Raw genomic sequence first — 1,299 nt, forward strand, 5'->3', positions numbered from 1 at the left:
AGGACCGCGAAGCATCCTGAAGTTGCCACGTCGAAGAAGGGCCGAAGTATGACGTCGACTTGTGAACGATCACTCCCCGTAGAACGAGAAAGACCGCCCGGTGTAGAACCGGACGGTCTTGATCGAAGTGCTAGTTCATGCGCCGCGACGCTTGGCCTTCAGCAAATCGAGACGCTCTTTGAGGAGCTCTTCGAGTTCCTCGACCGAGCGACGCTCGAGCAGCATGTCCCAGTGGGTGCGGGGAGGCTTGACCTTCTTGGCTTCGGGGGCAGTTCCCTCCATGAGGGCGCCTTCGAGGCCGTTGCGGCACAACCAGGTGCCGGGGATCTCGGCTTCGTCCGCGAACGGGATGTCGAAGATCTCGCCGTTCTCGCACTTGTACTTGGCCATACGACGGGGCGCGAGGTCATGGTCACGGTCGGTCTCGTAGCTCACAGCTCCGAGACGGCTACCTCGAAGTACGCGATCTGCCATGGTGGTGTCCTCTCTTCGTTCGTCACCGCTGGTGGGCGCCCTGACTTGGGGAGTAGACGCTCACACTCATCTACAACGCCACGAGCACCCGATTGGTTCCCGTGTGGCGAGAAGACGCAACCTCTCCATCTTACCGGGTACCGCGCGCGTTCATCGAAGGCGTCCGAATCTCGAGTACAGTGTCGACTCATGGCTGAGAGCACACGCGTCGGATCACCGCAGACTGCGCGTTCCGGAAACCCGTGTGTGTGGTGCGGCCGCGAGGTCGCGGTGACGGGAGTGGGTCGTCGTCGCCGGTACTGCAGCCAGTCTTGTCGCCAGCGCGCGTACGAGCAGCGCAATGCCGTCAAGGGCACGTCGATCCCGGCTGACGCCGTCATCTTGACCGCCGTCGAGGCCGTCGAACTGGTGGATCGGATGTTCGAGGTTCGCTGCGCCGCCGAAGATGTGGCGACTGCTGTTGCCGAGGGAGCCGAAAGTTCGGAACTCGCACAGTTGTGTGAACGGTTGACCGAACTTGCCCGTGAAGCCGAACGTTTCCGGTGAAGCAGGTGTGGGCAACCGGTTTCTAGCCTTGCGTTGAGCGCCGTAGCACTGCGGTGCGCCTGACGCCTGACGACGACAAATTCTGATCCTGAGTTCGGACCTTCGGGGAGGTTCGGACTTCGAAGCGACCCTTCGTCGAGGTCGATGACCTTCGGCTGCGCTCTCGCAGGATCGCCACATGGTTTCCACTCGATATCGAGGCGGTGCGATGTTTCTCTTCAATCCCCGAGCCACAGTTCCCGGCGCTGATCGTCACAACGCTGTGTGGGGGTGGTCGTG

Annotated in this window: 2 protein-coding genes; one reads left to right on the forward strand and one right to left on the reverse strand. The window is 61.7% G+C overall.

Features of this window, described 5'->3' with window-relative positions; genetic code table 11:
• Positions 1 to 135: 135 nt before the first annotated feature.
• Entirely contained in the window at positions 136 to 474 is a 339-nt protein-coding gene (locus AC1DWA_RS19855) for an RNA polymerase-binding protein RbpA (protein WP_019748472.1), read from the reverse strand.
• Positions 475 to 663: 189 nt separating this feature from the next.
• On the opposite strand from AC1DWA_RS19855, the gene AC1DWA_RS19860 reads away from it, so the two are divergent.
• Complete coding sequence (locus tag AC1DWA_RS19860) at positions 664 to 1,020, forward strand: hypothetical protein (protein WP_080657174.1); 357 nt, start codon at positions 664 to 666, stop codon at positions 1,018 to 1,020.
• The last annotated feature ends 279 nt before the right edge of the window (positions 1,021 to 1,299 follow it).

This window comes from Rhodococcus sp. P4_F3_2 (genome assembly GCF_056401335.1).